This window comes from Ehrlichia muris subsp. eauclairensis, from assembly GCF_051097115.1.
Lineage (GTDB): Bacteria > Pseudomonadota > Alphaproteobacteria > Rickettsiales > Anaplasmataceae > Ehrlichia > Ehrlichia muris.
On the sequence record NZ_CP118226.1, the window covers coordinates 1,010,962 to 1,028,600 of the forward strand.

Consider the following 17,639-nt stretch of genomic DNA (forward strand, 5'->3'; position numbering starts at 1 on the left):
CTACACTTTTTCTAAGTAAAACTCCTTATAACAAAACCATGTAGAGATATTTCGTCTTTTAATAACACAAAATTTTAAAGAATCCATGTTACTACATCGTAAATTACTACATTCAACTCAACAATTTACAGTATTAAAAAATAATACATAACTTGCGTATTAGTGATGTATGTAAGTATTAACCAATTCTAGTCACAGTAGAAATTTTCTGCTATTAAATATTTTAGTATTACATTTATATATACCATTTATCTCATCAACACTTAAAATAGTGTGTATATTAACTTTTTTAATTTATTAATAAAAAACACTGACCATTAAATAATAAAGTCTTATGCTTTACATAACATAAAAAATATTTACAATAGTTAGTATACTATTCTTTTTTGGTATATTTAGGGGTTAATTCAGGGCAATCAAATTGATAGAAGATAATGTTTATAAAAAATACAACTATACACTAGCAATGATGCTAGGAGTGATGGGAGCTATATCTATGGCACCTTTCCACATGTTCATCGCTTTGCTTATAGCATTTTCTGGCTTCTATGTTGTGTTGTCACAAACCCAAAGCACAAAACAAGCTTTTTTTTGTGGGTGGTGGTTTGGTTTTGGGTATTTCACTGCCAGTTCATATTGGGTTAATGTACCATTAATCATTCAAAGCAAAATCTTTTGGCCACTAATACCTTTTACCCTTGTCCTTTCAGCATCTCTATCATTATTATTTGCCACAGCCGCAGCAATTAGTTATACAGTTAATTACAAAAAACTACTTGGATTAATAACATTCTCGTTATCTTTCACCATTGCTGGAATGTTATTAGGATACATAGCACCTTGGAATCTGTTTGCCTATTCTTGGTCTTTCTCTACAGAAATGTTGCAAACTGCTTCATTATTTGGAACATATGGTATGGAATTCCTTGCTATATTCTGTAGTACAGCTGCTGGAGTGTGTATAAGAGATAAAAGCATTTCTTCATGCATTATTGCATTACTAACACTGGTAAGCATGTTTATTTATGGAAGCAACCGACTATTAAACAATCAAGAACAGAAATATAATCATGATGTAGCCATACGCATAGTACAAGGAAACACTGAAAGTCATTGGAATGGAAATGAAGAATTAGAATATGATATATTTCAAACATATCTACGCTTAACCAGCAAATATGGTCTAAATTCAAGAACACATGTAGTTTGGGGAGAGAATTCCTTCCCATTCTTGACTGGTACAAACAATAGTTCAATACAAAACTATCTTAAGTTCACCATCCCAAAATTCTTAATTGCTGGAGGCACAAGATTTGCAGACAATAAATTTTATAACACATTATTTGTTATTAATGATAACGGACAAATAATCGACTATTACGATAAACTGCACCTTGTTCCATTTGGGGAATTCATACCATCCATACTAAAAAATCTGATCCCTCAAGATATCGCAGACAAGCTTAATTATAACCCAGGAACAAACAAAGAAAAATCTATATCGTTAAATAATCAAAGTCCTTTTATACCTTTAATATGCTATGAATCCATTTTTAGCAATGAAGTTGCAAGTAGGTGTAGGAAAGGGCAATGGATCATTAACATTACAAATGATGGTTGGTTTGGTATAAGTTCCCAACCTTATCAACATTTAGAAATTAATCGCGTAAGAAGCATTGAAAATGGGCTACCTACCATAAGAGCAGCAAACAGTGGTGTTTCTGCTGTAATAGATAGTTATGGAAGAATTATTGATGCTTTACCTATAATGACAGAAGGCATAATTGATTCATATTTACCCTACCACATAAGTGAAGGAACTATATATTCTAGATATTTGAATAAATTCATTACTATCCAATTTGCTACACTAATCATGTTGATATTAGTACTGTCAAGGTTTATACTATCTAAACTTAAGACTCACAGAAGTTGATAATATTCAAAATCTTCCTACTTATATCAATCAGTTGAGGTTTTCATTAGACTAGAAACACTAGGAAACATTGGGTTATAAAAACTCGAACATCAGAACTCACCATCTTTTCACACTCTAGAATTAACAATAATCACTTTATAACAAAAGTTCACTGCCAAATTTTACTCTTACAGATATGAAAAAACACGTACATTATAAATAATTATATTATGCGAAATTAATATCACAGGCAAAATAACATTATTACACGATTAGATCGTACTAAATCACAGGAAAATATTATCAACAAAAATATATACTTAATAATACAACTTAGCATTCAGTCAATATATTATTTATCCATTTTTTTATATTGTCTGGTTACCCAATATCAATAAGCAAGTGACAAATTTACCTAAAACATAGTATTAGAAATAGTTCTACCATTACCATAATTAACACTATCAATAAAATTTCTGAAAAGTAATGATCTCCACACAATTTTAATTTACCTTGCTTTTTCACAAAACATCACATGATCAATTATGATAGTCTAAAGCTAATTTCACACTCAACGTATATAAGTTTAATAACCTCTTAACTTACATCAAATTTTTATTCTACACAAATTATTCTTAACATTACTTAATTGCATACATAAGAAATAATCATATTGTATTTTTCAAAAGAATTATTTAATTTATGAGTTCTTCATTATAATTGTATAGATTAATTACTTCTACCCACAATCTCTCCATATTGAGTATTAACTCAAACCTATCTTAGGTTCACAAACTGACTATACAATAACATATCTATACTAGAGAAGATATATCCCTCCTGGACGTATACACAACATCGAACCTTACAACAATGTAATTAATTTTCATCATGTGCTAATACAGATCGGACTAATTCTCTCCATCAATCTTTCAAAATTAATGTCAAGCTCATCTTAGGTTCCACAATTGACCAGCAATAACACATCTATACTAAATGAGAACGATACACCAACGGGATACAGAATAACAATCAACCTTCATCATGTGCTGATATAGCTCGATTATTTACCATCACAATCTCTTCATATAAAGCATTAACGTTAAAACTTATCTTAGGTTGCCATAATTGACCATACACTGACATATCTATATTAGAAGGAGAAGATGCCCCTGAACGCATAAATGATAATCTAGCTTTAGATACTACAGCAAATTGCAATAAAGAAATATTTGCGGATGCTACACCACTAGCATTATCAATTGCAAACTGCAAAACAGATAAAATATTACCCCTCTTTATATTAGCTCCAGCATTAATAAAATTAAATACTGTATTATTTTTATATAATCCAATCTGAGTTAATGCAGCAACATCTGATTTACTTTGAACATCTAATAATTCTACAATAAATTTGTTAAAATCCACCCCAGCAACACTCACACCCTTAGCAACTATTTCCATCTTACCATCTAAGGCATTAACCCAATCAACTAAATTTCTCCCTTGAGTTTGAATGCTACCACTTATACTCACATTTCCAGTAACTCCATTAACATTTATATACTTAAGCAAGCTATTTACCCCAACATTAGCTATAGATATAACAGCAGACAATGAAGAAGTATTAGATCCCATACCTACCTTACCACTAGCTGACACAAATCCATCATCTACTTTAAACATAAGCTTGTTAATAGACATCAAATTATCTTTCAAACTAGATGACAATACAAAATTAACTAAGGTACTATCTCTAGAAACAAAATTTTTAATATTGATATCAATGTTACCATCTACATGCTCCAATCCATAGAACTTGAAATCTTCATTTGACCATTTTATATTATTTACTTTATTTGATTCATCAAAAATATTACGTATCAAAGAAGGAAATTTTATAAAAGCAGTATTATACTTATTACCTTTAAGATTAACTAATATCTTTGGCTTTAAATCTTGAGATCCAATAGAAGCTTTAATAAATCCATTAAGATCAGATCCATCAGCACCATGAAAGCGTATTTTATTAATGCCAAACTTACCTTGCACTATACTTACTAAAAAGCTCAGATTATCAACTTTCTGCTTTTGAATAACAAAATTATTAATATTAGTATCAACATTTATTTTATACTTTATGTCCTTTAACCATCTCATCAGCATAAAGTTTTCTGTATTTAATCCCTCATTTATTGTATATTGACTAAAATCAATATTACATATCTCAACATCACCAATAACAGAGCTACTTTTCTTATCATGTTTTATTTTTAATTGTCCTTTCATATCCCCAAAATTCTCAGTCAATACCTCAATATGAGATAAAGAAAATACCCTAGGAGCTATATATAAATCACTCTGTATAGAAAATCCACTACTAGGTTTTGAATCAACTTGTATTGGAAATAACCACTTAGCAAACGAATAAAAGTCATCTCCAATTATCTTAAGTTTCCCATGAAAACTAGAAATTAAATCATTACTATCAACATTACCTTCAATATATAATACATTATTATTTCCAGGTAATATTGCTGTCATTTTATTAACATTAACTTTTCCTTGTAATATCGCCAAATCTATTATTAAATTAGTAGATACCTTGCCATGATATTTTATTTTCCTAGCACTAGCTTTAATGTTATAGTTTAAATTTTCAGGTATCAATGTACTGAAGTAATCAAGGATACGAGAGTCTCTTTTATATACACCCTCTTCACGGTTAAGACCATATAAACGATCTATATCAATTTTTGCAAAATCAATGTTACTATCACACGACAGATAACTTGAACAAACAACTTTTCCTATACCTTCCACACTGTCAGTAAATATTTTGAAATCACTTAATGCAAAAGCTTTATCTGACAATTTCACATTACTAGACAAAGAGAATTTCTCATGTGAATTAATAAAAGAAAAGATAGAAGTCTTATTTGTTTCAGAAATATCATGAATAAACTGTGAAAAGTCACTCCCATTAGCTAATATCATACCATCAAATTTACTATCACTAGCCATACCAGACAAAGTTACTGTTGTTAACTGAGAATAAACATCCACATTAATCCTATTATGTTCCCCATCTGGTGATACGTTAGCAACTAAGTTATAATCATTTTTACCAATACTTAATAAACCACTTATTACTCTTGCACCATTAACTGTGTTTATAGTACCATTTTTAATTGACATAGGTTTACTATTAAAAGATGTACCATCATAGTTTGTATTAACAACACTATTAACAATATTAAATGTTCTTATATTAAAACTTTCATGTCGAGATGAAGAAAATAGATCTATAAGATTCCTCAATGAAATATTTAATCCATCTACAGTAACCGTATCAATTTTAGGAGAAAATAGTAATAAAGATAACAATGATATTTTTAATTCAAGCTGATTAACCAATATTGTTGATTTACGATCTAACAGTTTGCTATGACCTTCTATATATAAATTATTAATTACAATTTTAGGTAAAATAAATTTCCCAGTAATGTTCCCTACCCCTTTTACAGTTATATCACTTGATATATCTTCTATTTGTTTAAGCACATGCGATGTATAGTAAGAATTCCAATTAATAAAGAACGGAGAAATTATTAAAAACAATAGAAATATTAAAATAACTCCACCAGAATATATTAACAATCTCATTAACGAACCAAAATAATATTTACTCTTTGTTTATCACAAATAATATTAATCATGTATAAAAATATCAGGAAAAGCATAACGTAATAAATAACTACACTTAATAAATAATTAATAGAGTTATATATCATATACATGCAACTACCCTATAAGGAAGATTAAAACTACTATATATTTGAAGATGCAAGCACAGTAAGATTAAGAATTTCAGAAACAGAAGAAGACATTTGTACAACTTGCACAGGCTTTTCCAAACCAATTAAAATAGGGCCTATTACAGACACTCCAGCAGCTCTTTGTAATAGCTTAGAAGATATACTAGCACTATGAAGAGTCGGCATCACTAAAATATTCGCTTCACCAGTTAATTTACAAAAAGGATATAATGTTAATAATTCTGAATTAAGTGCAGTATCAACAGACATTTCACCATCATACTCAAAGCCAACATTATAACTATCTAAAATTTTTATAGCTTTTCTCATCTTTTTAGCATCTTCCTGAGAATGACTACCAAAGTTTGAGGAAGAAATAAGACCAACACGAGGTTCATATCCCATTTTCTTAGCTTGCATAGATGCTTGAACTGCTATCTCAGCAATTTGCTCTGGAGTTGGAGATTCATGTATAGCAGTATCTGCAACAAATATAGTACGTTCTTTCATTACAATTACTGACAAGCCAAATACAACACCCTGAGAACCTATTACTTTTTGTACATCATTAATAGAAGCAGAATACCCTCTTGTCATCCCAGTAATCAACACATCACCATCACCACATGCAAGCATACACGCCGCAAAAACATTACGGTCTGTCTTTACATCTCTGACACAACTCCTATATAAATACCCTTTACGTTGTAATCTCTTATATAAATAGTCTGTATATTCATCATTTCGTTGAGAAATTGCTGCATTTGCAACCTCTATACCTTCTGCATCTTTAATACCCAAACGGTCAAATGCTTCTCGCACTTTATCAATACGCCCTACAAGTATAGGCAATCCGTATCCTTGATTACGCCACTGTACAGCAGCCTTAATTATTTTTTCTTCTTCCCCTTCTGAAAAAATAACCCTTTTAGGATCACATTTAACAGCACTATACATCATATTAAGTACATTAGAAGTTAATGACAATCTCGATGCTAATTGCTTAGTATACTCATCCCAATTCTCTATGTTTTTCCTAGCAACTCCAGAATCAATAGCAGCTTTTGCAACTGCAGGAGATACTACAGTAATCAACCTAGGATCAAATGGAGTAGGTATAATGTAATCCATTCCATAATTCATTTTACGACCACCATAAGCATCAGATACTTCATCGCTAACATATTCACGTGCTAACATAGCAATTGCATTTGCTGCAGCTACTTTCATTTCATTGTTAACTGACTTAGCACGCACATCTAACGCACCTCGAAATATATAAGGAAATCCCATTACATTATTAATCTGATTATTATAGTCCGATCTGCCAGTAGCTATAATGGCATCAGGTCGAATCTCACGTGCAATATTAGGATTAATTTCAGGATCTGGATTTGCTAAAGCAAAAATGACAGGATCTTTACTCATAGACAGCAGCATATCTCTACTCAAAACATCCTTAACTGATAATCCAAGAAACACATCAGCCATCACTAATGCATCTTTCAAAGACCTATCTTTTGTTTCAATTGCATGCTTTTCTTTCCATTCATTCATTCCAAGCTGTCTACCTTTATATATCACCCCATTTTGGTCACACAAAGTTATATTATCAGCAGGAACCCCTATCAATTTTATCATTTCAAGACATGCAATACCTGCAGCACCAGCACCATTTATGACTATTTTAACATCTTTAAAGCTTTTACCTGTAATATCAAGAGCATTAATAAGTCCAGCAGTTACAATAATAGCAGTACCATGTTGATCATCATGAAATACCGGGATATCCATTACTTCATTTAATCTTTTCTCAATAATAAAACACTCAGGAGCCTTTATATCTTCTAAATTTATGCCCCCCCAGCTTAATCCTAAATACTTTACAGCATTAATAAACTCATCTACATCAGAAGTGCTAACTTCTATATCCACTGCATCAATATCAGCAAATCTCTTAAATAAAACAGCCTTACCTTCCATAACAGGTTTTGATGCCAAAGGTCCTATATTACCCAATCCAAGCACAGCCGTACCATTTGAAATCACAGCAACATAATTTCCTCGTGCAGTATACTCATATACTAAATCAGGATCTCTAGCTATTTCTAAACAAGGTATTGCAACACCAGGAGAATATGCTAATGATAAATCCCTCTGTGTTAATAAAGGTTTAGTAGGTAATAGGGAAACTTTCCCAGGCTTTGAATCCTTACAATGGAATTCAAGGGTTTCCTTTCTCTTTTCATCAAAACCACTATTTTCAAGATCTACCATAAAAATACTCAAATAACACTTCTTTTAAAGCCTCACCTGTATACTGCTAGACAACATAATATGTCAAGCTTTTAACAAAACGTCATTGACATTAACAATGTCTTTAATAAACAATAAAAAGATATATATTGATACTACCATATACAAACACATGTACTCATTAAATGAATGTTTTATTAATTGTAACTTTTTGTTAACGGCACGTACAATGCTCACATATTTTAAAACCTTCATACAATATATTACTCTTCTATAAACTGGCACTACAATAGTTAAAAACAACACTTTGAATTATAATAATATTCTTCATAACATATAAAATGTAATCAAACCATCACATATCAATAAGCTATTTATACATATAAATTACATTAACTAATCTATAAGCATAAGTGTGGTTTTTTAAGACTACCACATCATAAATATCAACATAAACCTAAACACACTATTTATGAATATATGGGCATTATTAATAGTCTTAGCAATATATACATGTTAATATCGTGAAATAGAACTGTAATAGGATAAGACATGTCTATAGTATTTGCTTTATCTAACATCAGCAAATCTTTTGGAAAAGATAATGAAATACCCATTATAATAAATGCAACTTTACAAATAAAGAAAGGAGAAATCGTTGCTTTAATAGGAAGATCAGGTTCTGGTAAAAGTACATTATTACACATTGCCGGATTACTAGACACTCCAGCTTCAGGGAGTATATTTATAAACAACATAGAGTGTACAAACAAAACCTCCGATAAAGATAAAACTTATTTACGTCGTCATTTTTTAGGATTCATTTATCAATTTCATCATCTACTACAAGAGTTTTCAGTATTAGAAAACGTGATGCTGCCACAAATTATTATAGGTCAAAGTAAATTCATTGCAAAAAAAAATGCCATGGAAATTTTAAAACGTGTAAACTTACAAGATAAATTCTCAATGTCAATATCACAACTTTCTGGCGGAGAAAGACAACGGGTTGCAATAGCAAGAAGTTTAATCAATTATCCCTTAATAATTTTAGCAGATGAACCAACTGGCAGTTTAGATAACAGCACTGCACTTGAAATATTTTCTTTATTACAAGAGTATGCAAAAGAAAAAAGTATTGCCATATTTCTTGCTACACATAATCACAGTTTAGCTCAGAAAGCATGTCGCGTTGTTGAGATATGCTCAGGCACGTTAAGGAGTTATAATAGTAATTAAATAAAGTTCAATGTATACAAAACAACGTCCTTATCATTCCCTTCATCTAAACCTTTTACTGGGTTTGAGATTTATACATCATTACATAAACCTAAAGTTCCAACAAAGTAAAATCTACAGCATTGATTAGCTGGATCTAAGATATAAATACGCTCTACATCTTCATTAATAAAAAGACAATGCCTTTATCATCCCTTTACTTAAATTTTTATACTTTCAGAATCTATAGCATTACTAATATTAAAATGAACTTAGAAAATTTTACAACGTGTTTCCACTATCAAAAATAACTTAAACTTAATGATAGAATAACAGCAATGCTAATATTGCCTATCTTAATACAGATTGCAACCCTAAATAAAAAGCACATTCATCATTAATCTAAAAATTGCTTATTACTACAAAAAATATCAAGAGTTATGTAATATGTATAATACTGTAGCTTAATTTATTGAAACATATTAGCTCTAAAGTCATATGTTGCCTTTAATAAAACTAGCTACTTCACCAGCAAAGCCATATAAACCATTTTTACCATTACTCAATACATATAACCTTTATTTATCACTTAACGGATGAAATTCTAGTAATACATTTTTTAGTTTTTCACTGGCAATATGAGTATATATTTGCGTGGTTGTTAGATTAGCATGTCCTAACATCTTTTGTATAAAAATAATATTTGATCCATTATTCAACAAATGGGTCGCAAAAGAATGTCGAAGTTTATGAGGAGACATGCGAGTAGCATCAATACCAGCACTTACTGCTAGATCTTTCAATAGTTGACCCACCCTTTGCCTTGTTACATGGTTATCAAATTTTGTCCCAGGAAATAACCATTGTGATAGTTTACATCTCTTAGGAACAAAACATTCATAAACCTCCATATACTTCTGTATACTTGTCACGGCAAAGAGATTTAGTAATATTATCCTCTCTCTCTTTCCTTTGCCTTGAATCTTCATATGACATATTTCTGTATTACCATGATCTAACGCCTCCTTTACTTCACGAAATTTTAAACATACTAACTCAGAAATTCGCATACCTGAAGAATACAATATATTAACAATAGCATTGACCCTCCTTCCATCAGGAGAGACATCTAAAGCAGCAACATCAAGTAATGTACTAACTTCTTCAAAACTTAAAGCTTTTGGAAGAGAACGAGATAATTTAGGAAAATCTAGATATAAAGTAGGATCATTTTCAATTATATTATCCTTATATAAAAATCTATATAAATTTTTAATAGCAGATATTTTTCTTGATACAGTATTTGCTTTATATCCTTTCTCATATAAAAACCTGACATAATTTTGTAACTCATTGATATTAGTATCTGTTAATAGAAGATTATCTCTATCAATAAATTCGCAAAGTCCAAATAAATCAGTTTTGTAACTCTGATAGGTATTATGAGATATATGTTTTTCCGCTGTTATTGCTTCAAGAAAAATATTCACATATTTTTGGTTATCCATACTAACTAACCATTTGCATATCTTTGAATTCTAACACATAGTAAATTTATTGTAATAATAAACAAAAATACTTGTACAGCAACTGTACTAATGATTATGAATTTTTCATAATATGCACTAATATAGCACTAAGAACCTCAGCAAACTGTACGATATTATCCATCTGATACAGTGTAAAACATGTGACTGAAACATTAAAAAACACCAATTCATATACATCGATGCATAACGTACCTTCCTGAATTAATATTACTAGTCAAAAACTATATTTTCTATAATCTCTGCAATCCTTGACTCAAAATAACAAACAATGTATAAATCAATTATGTACTTAATATCGTTATTGTTTCTATATGGTTTTCACAGTTATACAATTAGTACTAGTATTTTTATTAGTGGTTTTAATATTATTACAACCACCAGAATCTGATAATTTAAGTGGGTTTGGAAGTACACAAAGTAGTTTAGACTCAATGTTTACAACTGGGTCATCCTCTAACTTTATTACTAAGCTTACAGTTATCATTGGTACTGCTTTTATTATTAATACAATCCTATTGGTTGGTATAAATGCTAAAAGCGTGCATAAGGAATCTATTGTCAGAAAAATCGTTGATATGAGTAAGGTACATAACCTACCTGCTGCAGAACATAACAATGAGGATAGCATACCATTTAATCAGTAAGGTATATGAATCAAACTTCAACTAGGTTTATCTTTGTTACTGGAGGTGTCGTATCTTCTTTAGGTAAGGGGTTAGCTGCAGCTAGCATAGGAGCATTATTACAAGCCAGAGGATTTAAGATCTGTCTGCGAAAATTAGATCCCTATCTTAATATAGATCCTGGAACAATGAGTCCAATTCAACATGGTGAGGTTTTTGTAACTGATGATGGAGCAGAAACAGATCTCGACTTAGGGCACTACGAACGTTTTACTGGAGTCAAGACAACAAAAAATGATAATATAACCACTGGTAAAGTATATCACAATTTATTAAAAAAAGAAAGAAGGGGGGATTATCTAGGACAAACAGTACAAATTATCCCACATGTTACTGATCTTATTAATTCTTTTATTTTACATAATGTTGATGGATTAGATTTTGTCATATGTGAAATAGGCGGTACTGTAGGAGATATTGAAAGTCAGCCATTCCTTGAATCTATAAGACAAATTGGCTACAAACTTAGTAAAAATAACACTGTATTTGTCCATTTAACTTTGGTCCCATATATTGATGCAGCAATGGAATTGAAAACAAAGCCTACTCAACACTCTGTAAAAGAATTAAGTTCTGTAGGTATACAACCAGATATAATACTCTACCGTAGTAAAATCCCTTTATCAAAAGAACAAAGAGATAAGATAGCAAATCTATGTAACGTTTCACCAACAAATATTATTCCTGCATTAGATGTCAAAAACATATATGAACTACCCATTTCTTATCACAATTATCATTTAGACACACAAATACTAAACCATTTTAACATTAATTCACCTGAACCAGACTTAAGAAAATGGGAAAATATATTAAACATTTCACATACATTAACAAAGACAATAAACGTAGCAATAATAGGAAAGTACATTAAACTACTTGATGCTTATAAATCATTAATTGAAGCTCTAGAACACGCATCAATTCACAATAAGGTAAAACTATCCATTAAATGGATAGATTCACGCTCATTAGACAGCGATGAAATACATGTATTCGATAATGTTGATTCCATATTAATACCTGGAGGATTTGGTGATGATGGAGTTAAAGGAAAGATTACAGCAATAACTCATACACGTGTTAATAAGATTCCATTTTTAGGCATCTGTATGGGAATGCAGCTTGCTATAATTGAATTCGCAAATAATGTAGCTAATTTAGAAGATGCTAATTCTACAGAATTTAATCTATATTGTAAAAACCCTGTAATACATCAACTGCCAGAATTACAGCAAAATTTCTTGGGTGGAAGCATGAAATTAGGTTCATGTCCGTGTTATTTAGATTCAAACTCCAAAATTTTTTCAATATATCAACAATCAGTAATCAATGAAAGAAGAAGGCATAGGTACACATTCAATTTACAATATAAGAATTTATTAGAACAGCATGGATTAATTTTTACAGGTAAATCAAATAATAACAATGACAGCTTAATAGAAGTTATAGAATTAAAATATCACCCATGGTTTATAGGAGTGCAATTCCATCCAGAATTTAAATCAAGTCCTTTTCATTCTCACCCATTATTTATATCGTTTATCAAAGCTTCCATTGAATCATCAAGAAAAAATAAACTCACAGACTCATAATTAACTGGAATACAGTGGAATCAAAAGCAAACCTCTGTTCTCTCGCTCATTCAAAACTATATTGAGCCCATTAGGGAAGTTACAAACTTAAAGACTACTATATTTCTACTGAGATATAATTTTTGAATTCAGAAGCAAGTTCTTTTCACCTGTTGTGTATTGATCAAAACTGTACTAAATCATCAAGAAAAAACTCAAAAACATTTATATCATATCAGGACACAACTTTCCCTAAAATTGCACCAAGTCTTTTTCTTTAGTATTTACATATTATCTATCAAAACTGTATTGAATTACTAAAAACAGAATAAATTCAAAAACTGCTATAATTTAAGTTTACTACTACTTCACCCACTGGGCACATGATATATCAAAGTCACATTGATTAATTAAGAAAAAAGCACTTCAAATAATTATAAAAAACTTTCAATAAAGGTTACAATAGCATGTAACATAAGTTTCATAATATGAGGATTTAATCACAATTTCAAAATACAACAATGCCTAAGAAATACACATTAAAACATTAAAAACTACATACACAACACAGCATCATTTAAAAAGTCACCTCAAATATTTATACTGCATTACATAACAAATCACAAGCTCTAGTCTTATAGTCACCCAAATTTATAAAAAAACAGTAAAAGAGGACCACACATACCTAACACAGCATAAAACATAAACAGAGAATAACTTATAGAATTCAAGACTAAAATCACCAAACAACTCAAGGAAAGTAACTTCATATGAAAAAAGTTATAACCATACAGTAAAACTAACCAACAACCTCACTACATACAATAGAAGAGCTACTTTCCTATAAACTTTAGAAAGCCAATAATTATCTTTTATGACTCTGAATATTCTTGTAGTAAATTATCCTGCATTTTAGGACGCACACAACAATCACTAGCAGTATAATCAAAATAACAACTAGGATCATAACAACAATCATAATAATAACAATGATGATACTGCGAACAACTATAAGAGAAAGAATTCATTGCACTAAAAAACCCAGCCAATAGCAACCCTAACTCATACGGATCAACACTGACTCTTTTATCAATATCAGACAACTGAATCTCTTGAGAAGAATTAGGTAATTCAATCTGAGGAGATCCTTGCAGATTCCTTTCAGATATCTGTAACATATTTATCCTCATTTTATATAACATGTGGCGTATATATTAATTAAATACTAACTAATCATAACACCACTATAAACTATATACTAGATAACGTACAAACACAACGTTAAACAACATATTTCCTATAATATTTTGCCCATTTATAAGACAATAAATATTTTTACTACATATAATCACAATCAAAAATATGCACTATATTAATTCTATAAAAATATTTAAAAAAAGTAATAATAATCACAATATACAGTTATGAACTACAGCTACTAAGCTTTGAAATTTTTATATACTTAAAGTGTTTTCTAAATAACTACTAACATCACAAGAAAAGAATACTACCCATTCAGAACATTCTAAATAACCTACAATATGACTCCCAAACATAATATATACTTTTCTCGAAATTATACAAAATTACCAAACTTTTGATAGACTTCATGTCCTATGACATTAAACAATTATCAACATCATACTAATCCACAGGATTTTACTTACTCATAACATTCTAAAATATCCACTATATCATCCCCAAAATACAATGTATTTATTTTTCTATAACTATAATCATGTTGTAGTGTCAATATATTCAAATCACCAATAGACGATATCGCATCATTACCAAAAATTTTATTTGATCTACACCATATAATTTTATCAATTAATTGATTTTTTAGTAATTCTGTAATTAAAATACCACCTCCTTCAACAAACAATCGAGTAATACCTATCTTCATAGAGAGCATCTTCATTGCACTTTTTAAGAAATTATCCCCGCTCTCAACTATTAGATAACTAGCCTTACCTAATTTTATTTTAGAAGGGTCACTTGTCAAAATATACGTAGGAATAACATTAGAAGTTTTTATTATATTATGATAATCACAAACTTTCCCAAAACGATCAATCACTATTTTTATTGGGGAACAACACTCTAAACCAGGAATTCTAGTGTTAAGCATTGGATTGTCCTGAACAACAGTATTACTACCAACCATAATCGCATCATACATAGACCGTTGCTTATGTACCCAATTACGAGTCAGCTCATTTGTAATCCATCTACTATTCCCATTCTTTAACGCTATTTTCCCATCTAAAGTAGATGCTAACTTTACTGTAATAAAAGGTCTATTCTTGATTTTACTATGGAAAAATCCAATATTCAACTCTCGTGCTTCCTCATACATGACGTCACACTTTACATTTATATCTGCATCACGTAATAATTTTATACCATTTCCAGACACACGTACATCAGGATCCCTAGCAGCTATTACCACTCGCTTTACACCAGCATCTATCAATTTCAATGCACAAGGTCCTGTCTGTCCATAGTGAGAACATGGCTCAAGAGTTACATACACAGTAGAACCTTTCGCTAGATGTCCAGCATTATCTAATGCTATAACTTCTGCATGTGGCCTGCCACCAACCTGCGTATATCCACGTCCTACTATTATTCCACGATTCACCACTATACATCCAACTGTTGGATTTGGAAATACATTGCCAAGACCGCGCCTTGCAATCCTCAATGCCAGAGACATAAATTTCTTATCGTAATGCATCATAAAATATTAACAACACAGAAAAACCATACTGATAAAACTCATAACTCTTGATATTTTCTTATAATGTTACTATATATTCCTTAGAGTGTATAAACAAGTTTAGAATTATGAGTGATAACGGCAATAGCAATACAAAAAGTCCACAACATAACAAGTCTGACGAAAAACTTGATGAGCAAATTCAATCTAATCAACCTCAAGCAGCTCCGCAGAGAAAATTCACAGCAGGGTTAAAGAAGAAAGAGAAATTGCATGAAGATTTATCAGAATTAGATAAATTAAGAGAACAATTAGCACATTTTCAAAACCAATTTCGTTTAGCGGTTGCTGACAAAGAAAATGTTAAACGTATCATGCAAAAGAATATAGATGATACATCGGTATATGCAATTTCTAACTTTGCTCGTGATTTATTAAGCTCCTGTGATAACTTAGAAACATCTCTAAAAAACTTAAAGGAAGATGATAGCATCCATACAGGAGTACTGATGACTTACAAGGAACTACTAAATACTCTAGAACGTCATAATATTACTAGAATAGATCCTATTGGAGAAAAGTTTAATCCCCAGTTTCATAAAGCCGTGTCCCAAATGACTGATAATGAAAAAGATGATAATACTATTCTACATGTGGTACAACCTGGATACATAATAAAAGATAAGCTATTACGTGCAGCTTCAGTAATAATATCTAAGAAGAGTGACTAGCACAATTTATCATGGTGTGTGTCTATTCTTACCGTGCTAACCCGTATCAATGCATTTTTATGTATAAAGAAACACATGCATAATTATATGATTACTATATAATGTAACATTTAGTCACTAAAGGATGATGGTTTATGTCTATGCCTATTGTTTTATCTGGTATACAACCAAGTGGTAGTATACATCTTGGAAATTATTTAGGTTCCATACGTAATTGGGTGTCTTTACAAAATTCGCATCAGTGCTTTTTCTTTCTTGCAGATTTACATACTTTAACATCTAAAAGTTATAATCCAACTGAATTAAATCAAAATACTATAAATACGTTAGCAACATACTTAGCATGTGGTATTGACCCAGACAAATCAGTTTTATTTACTCAATCGTCCATCCATGCACATGTAGAACTGTTTTGGATATTTAGTTGTATAACTCCAATGGGACAATTAAACAGAATGACTCAATTTAAAGAAAAAAGTCGCAACAATTCATCAACATCCTGTTTAGGTTTATACAGCTATCCAGTACTAATGGCTGCTGATATATTAATATATAAAGCAAACGTTGTACCAGTAGGTATTGACCAGAAGCAACATCTAGAGCTAACTAAAGACATTGCAATAAGTTTTAACTCTACATACAATACACAATACTTTCAAATCCCAGAACCATTGATTATACAAGAGTCAGCAAAAATCATGAGTTTAAGAGATGGGAAGAAAAAAATGAGTAAATCTGACGCATCAGATTATACCCGCATTAATTTATATGATAGCAATGACATGATTTCAAAAAAAATAAGCAAAGCAACTACTGATTCTGTAGTAGGGTTCAATTTTACTAATTTAGATAGTAGACCTGAAGTAAAGAACCTTGTCAGTATATACGCTACACTTTTAAACATTAATATAGAACAAGCATGTATTGATATCGAAAATTTTACTACAAAGCAATTCAAAGAACACTTAACAGAATTACTCATTCATAACGTTGCTCCAATACGAAATAAGGTAATAGAATTGCTTGACGATAAAGAACAACTTTATAACATAATCATATCAGGCAACAACAAGGCAGCATCTATTGCTAACAAGCACGTATCAGAAATTAAAGAAATCGTAGGATACTGGCCATAATCTTATTACAGTAACAAAATCTCCTAAGTATGT

At 30.5% G+C, this 17,639-nt stretch carries 11 protein-coding genes; 6 read left to right on the plus strand and 5 right to left on the minus strand.

The genetic code is table 11. The features are described from left to right. Positions 1 to 421: 421 nt before the first annotated feature. The gene (gene lnt, locus PVA18_RS04030; RefSeq protein ID WP_045804925.1) at positions 422 to 1,936 is read left to right on the plus strand and encodes an apolipoprotein N-acyltransferase; all 1,515 of its coding nucleotides are present in this window, start codon (positions 422 to 424) and stop codon (positions 1,934 to 1,936) included. 1,014 nt (positions 1,937 to 2,950) lie between these two features. Here the strand turns inward: lnt and PVA18_RS04035 are convergent. After that, a complete protein-coding gene (locus tag PVA18_RS04035; RefSeq protein ID WP_045804926.1) occupies positions 2,951 to 5,584 on the minus strand; it encodes an AsmA family protein in 2,634 nt (877 codons plus the stop codon). 164 nt (positions 5,585 to 5,748) lie between these two features. Then, positions 5,749 to 8,013, minus strand: coding sequence for an NADP-dependent malic enzyme (locus PVA18_RS04040; RefSeq protein ID WP_045804927.1), 2,265 nt, complete (start codon positions 8,011 to 8,013; stop codon positions 5,749 to 5,751). 531 nt (positions 8,014 to 8,544) lie between these two features. Between PVA18_RS04040 and PVA18_RS04045 the strand changes: the two genes are divergently transcribed. Then, positions 8,545 to 9,231 (plus strand): ABC transporter ATP-binding protein, encoded by a 687-nt coding sequence (locus PVA18_RS04045; RefSeq protein WP_045804928.1) that lies wholly within the window; start codon positions 8,545 to 8,547, stop codon positions 9,229 to 9,231. Positions 9,232 to 9,788: 557 nt separating this feature from the next. On the opposite strand, the gene PVA18_RS04050 is transcribed toward PVA18_RS04045, so the two are convergent. Continuing rightward, a complete protein-coding gene (locus tag PVA18_RS04050; protein WP_045804929.1) occupies positions 9,789 to 10,718 on the minus strand; it encodes a tyrosine recombinase in 930 nt (309 codons plus the stop codon). 353 nt (positions 10,719 to 11,071) lie between these two features. Here PVA18_RS04050 and secG point away from each other — a divergent pair, with 353 nt between their 5' ends. Together secG and PVA18_RS04060 are read left to right on the plus strand one after the other, a co-directional pair. Then, positions 11,072 to 11,404 carry a preprotein translocase subunit SecG gene (secG, locus tag PVA18_RS04055; RefSeq protein WP_045804930.1) on the plus strand — a complete coding sequence of 111 codons (333 nt, stop codon included), beginning with the start codon at positions 11,072 to 11,074 and terminating at the stop codon, positions 11,402 to 11,404. 5 nt (positions 11,405 to 11,409) lie between these two features. Further along, complete coding sequence (locus PVA18_RS04060) at positions 11,410 to 13,038, plus strand: CTP synthase (protein WP_045804931.1); 1,629 nt, start codon at positions 11,410 to 11,412, stop codon at positions 13,036 to 13,038. An 851-nt stretch (positions 13,039 to 13,889) separates the two neighbouring features. On the opposite strand, the gene PVA18_RS04065 is transcribed toward PVA18_RS04060, so the two are convergent. After that, positions 13,890 to 14,195: a hypothetical protein gene (locus tag PVA18_RS04065; RefSeq protein WP_156135904.1), complete on the minus strand. Its 306-nt coding sequence runs from the start codon at positions 14,193 to 14,195 to the stop codon at positions 13,890 to 13,892. A 485-nt stretch (positions 14,196 to 14,680) separates the two neighbouring features. Further along, positions 14,681 to 15,760 (minus strand): bifunctional diaminohydroxyphosphoribosylaminopyrimidine deaminase/5-amino-6-(5-phosphoribosylamino)uracil reductase RibD, encoded by a 1,080-nt coding sequence (gene ribD / locus PVA18_RS04070; RefSeq protein WP_045804932.1) that lies wholly within the window; start codon positions 15,758 to 15,760, stop codon positions 14,681 to 14,683. A gap of 107 nt (positions 15,761 to 15,867) precedes the next feature. On the opposite strand from ribD, the gene PVA18_RS04075 reads away from it, so the two are divergent. Next, entirely contained in the window at positions 15,868 to 16,470 is a 603-nt protein-coding gene (locus PVA18_RS04075) for a nucleotide exchange factor GrpE (protein WP_045804933.1), read from the plus strand. Positions 16,471 to 16,604: 134 nt separating this feature from the next. After that, entirely contained in the window at positions 16,605 to 17,606 is a 1,002-nt protein-coding gene (trpS, locus tag PVA18_RS04080) for a tryptophan--tRNA ligase (protein ID WP_045804934.1), read from the plus strand. Positions 17,607 to 17,639 lie beyond the last annotated feature (33 nt).